We start from the raw sequence: 2,877 nt of genomic DNA, 5'->3' as shown, positions 1-2,877 counted from the left end.
GAAGTAGCGGAAGAAGGCCGAGGCGCCGAAGATCTCGCCCATGGCGGCTTCCAGCGGCTTGCCCTGCTCCTGGGTCAGCAGGCGGGCCAGTTCCGGGACATTCGCCTGGATGGCGTCGGCCATGGCGATCAGGGCCGCGCGCCGGGTGTCGATGCTGGTCTTGCTCCAGGCCGGAAAGGCGGCCTTGGCGGCCGCGACGGCCTGGTCCAGCTGGGCGATGGAGGCGCGTGCGCAGGTGGCGACCGTCTCTTCGGTCGCGGGGTTGATCACGTCCATCGTGGCGTCGCCGGCCACCAGTTGACCATTGATCAGCAGTTTGAACTCAGCCATCGCGCGTCCTCCGGAAGGGAAACCCGGACGCTCGCGCCTTTACGCCACGGCGGTCAAGCCGCTTCGGCGCGGACCCGTTCCATGTCGGCCATATGCGGGATGCCCAGGTTTTCGAACATCTCGGTACGCTCCGGGCCGCTTTTCGGCGGGTAGAGCGCGGCGTTACGGGTCTTGCCCCGGGCCCAGACCCTGACGATGCGGGCAATGTTGGCGGGACGCTTCAGCCAGGCGTTGGGATGCTCCAGCATGTGAAAGCCGCGCAGGAAGGCGCGCAGGAGCACCACATCCTCGCGCATGGCGATGGCGACGCCGTCTTCCAGGAAGCCCTTCATCAGCCGGCCGCGAAGGGTGAGCGGTTTGGGCGGCAGCAAGGCGGCCCGCGCGCGCTTGATGGCCGAGCGGTCGGCCTGGCGCATGGCGTCATAATAGGGCCGTAGATCGCGGTTGAGGGCGTCGCGGTAGGACTTCAACCGCTGCGCAGGGTCGCGGGTGGCCATGAGGCTGTCGGCCAGCAGATGGGCGCTGACAGCGGCGAAGGAGCAGCCGCGCCCGTAGAGCGGATTGGTGCGGACAATGCTGTCGCCCACGGGGAAGAAGCCCAGGACGACAGGCTGGTCTTTGGGCGCCAGTTCGCGCCAGCGGCTTTCCAGCTGGCCCATGCCGAAGACCCGGCTGGTGGGGCGGGTGCGCTCCGGCTCGATCCAGGCGGCCACGCCGGGCAGGGTGCGACAGATGGCGTCGAACGCCTCGGGCGCCACGATCGCCTTGCGCATCTCCTCCTCGACCTCGGGTACGCAGAGTGTGATGGAGAAGCAGCCATTGTCCCCGGGGAAGACGCCGAACTTCAGATAGCCCAGATCGCCGGTGGTCGATCCTGCGCCGCGCGGCGGCTCTGCCGCGCCCGGCTCCAGACGGTAGTGACGGGTGTAGTAGATGACCCCGCAGGACTCTGACGTCTCCGGGATCGTCACCCCGGCGGCGGCGAGCAGTTCCGGCGCCTGTGAGTTTCGCCCGGCCGCATCGACCAGGATGTCGCAGGCGAGTTCACGGCCGTCTTCCAGCCGCACGCCGGTGACCCTTGCGGGTGCGCCGGGTTCGACGATCAGCGACTTGACGAAGGTCTCCGGCTGAATCGTGACCCCGGGCAACTGCTCGGCATAGCGCCGCATGACCAGTTCCAGGGTCGTGCGCCGACTGGTGAGGATCGCCAGATCCTGGTCGATCGGTTCGGGGCGATAGTTCTGTTTGTGGCGTTCTGTCAGCGAACCTTCGAAGCCGAGTTCGCGACAACCGGCTTCCAGCAGGGCGTCCAGCAGGGCCGGGTGGCGGTCGCGGGCCAGGGTGCGCAGGCGGGCCAGGAAGGCGTGGCTGTGCCGCAGATGACTGACACCCCGGCGCTTCCAGTCCTCGAAGGCCACGTCCGCCCCGCCCTCGGGCGGAGATGGATCACGATCCAGCAGCAGGATTTCCCGATCACCGCCGGCAAGCGCCATGGCGCTCCACAGACCGGCCATGCCGGCCCCGATCACAAGTATGCGCTCGCCCATCCTTGGGTCCCCGTTCCGGCTCAGGTTGATGATGGTGGCCGCTTCATCGGTCCCGCCTTTGCGGCTTCGATGGCGGCTTTCAGAGCGTTCAGGTCGGCGCCGTGAATGATCTGGTCGCCGACGACAAAGGCCGGCGTGCCGTCGATGCCCAGCGCGCGGGCAAGATCGTGCGTCTCCGCGATCTGGCGCTCGATGGCAGGATCATTGGCGCCGGCGCGGGCCCGGGCGGGATCGACCCCGGCGGCCTTGAACACACGATCCACAGTTTCGGGATTGAGCGGTTTCTGGGCCATCAGGGCTGTGTGGAGCTCAAGACCCTTTGGCCGGGCCGTGGGCGTCAGGACCATCTTCGCCGCGGCAATGGAGTCCTGGGTCTGGAAGGCGAATTCCTTGAAGACAAACCGCACATCCGGATTGCTCTTGATCAGCTTAACGACCTCCGGTGCGGCCACTTTGCAGTAGCCGCAGTTATAGTCGAAGAACTCGACCACCGTGACGGAGCCGCCGGGGTTGAAGACGAGATCGCGGGGGTCACGCTCCAGCTGCTGGCGAAACTTCGCCAGCGCATCCTTCGCCGCCGTCTGCTGTTTGAGCTGCTGCTTTTCCTGCAGCTTGGCCGCCATTTCCTCGAGCACCTCGGGGTGGGCCAGGAGGTAGCTGCGCACCTTCGCGCCGAACGCGGCGTCCTCGGTGTTCTGGCAACCGGCGACGGCGAGGGCGGCGACCAGCGCCAGGACGAGAGGAGCAGCGGCTTTCATGATGCTCAGATAGTCTGACGGGCGGCCGGACTCAATGCGACGCAACGGCAACCAGACCTTCGCGGCCAAGGCTGCGCATTTCCTCCCGGCTGGGCTCCGAGACCAGGAAGATGTCGGTGGCGCGCCGCCACTCGGGCGTCCCCTTGTCCAGCATCTCGCGCGCCCGCATCGCAAACACCCGCGCCTGGCGCTTGTCACCGACATTGAAGTTGTATTCAGCCGTGGCCAGGCGGGCCAGGCCA

3 protein-coding genes and 1 pseudogene are annotated in these 2,877 nt (G+C 67.2%); all 4 read right to left on the bottom strand.

All coding sequences use genetic code 11. The features are described 5' to 3' along the window. Positions 1-330 (bottom strand): aldehyde dehydrogenase family protein (locus tag ACIQ42_RS17715; protein WP_397423548.1); only part of this gene is annotated, 330 nt, incomplete at its 3' end. Between the two features lie 53 nt (positions 331-383). Continuing rightward, positions 384-1,877, bottom strand: a complete 1,494-nt coding sequence (locus tag ACIQ42_RS17710; RefSeq protein ID WP_397423547.1) for an NAD(P)/FAD-dependent oxidoreductase — start codon at positions 1,875-1,877, stop codon at positions 384-386. A 20-nt stretch (positions 1,878-1,897) separates the two neighbouring features. Further along, positions 1,898-2,635, bottom strand: coding sequence for a DsbA family protein (locus ACIQ42_RS17705; RefSeq protein ID WP_397423546.1), 738 nt, complete (start codon positions 2,633-2,635; stop codon positions 1,898-1,900). 31 nt (positions 2,636-2,666) lie between these two features. Beyond that, positions 2,667-2,877, bottom strand: a pseudogene (locus ACIQ42_RS17700) (M48 family peptidase); the annotation flags it as partial.

The sequence above is a fragment of the Phenylobacterium sp. genome, from assembly GCF_044372605.1.
Taxonomy (GTDB): Bacteria; Pseudomonadota; Alphaproteobacteria; order Caulobacterales; family Caulobacteraceae; genus Phenylobacterium.
Note: the sequence above shows the minus strand (reverse complement) of the source record. Positions and strands in the feature narration are given on the sequence as shown.

Excerpts from the sequence above, each read along its gene's own strand:
- ACIQ42_RS17710 (WP_397423547.1), bottom strand. The coding sequence starts at position 1,877 with ATGGGCGAGCGCATACTTGTGATCGGGGCCGGCATGGCCGGTCTGTGG.
- ACIQ42_RS17705 (WP_397423546.1), bottom strand. The coding sequence starts at position 2,635 with ATGAAAGCCGCTGCTCCTCTCGTCCTGGCGCTGGTCGCCGCCCTCGCC.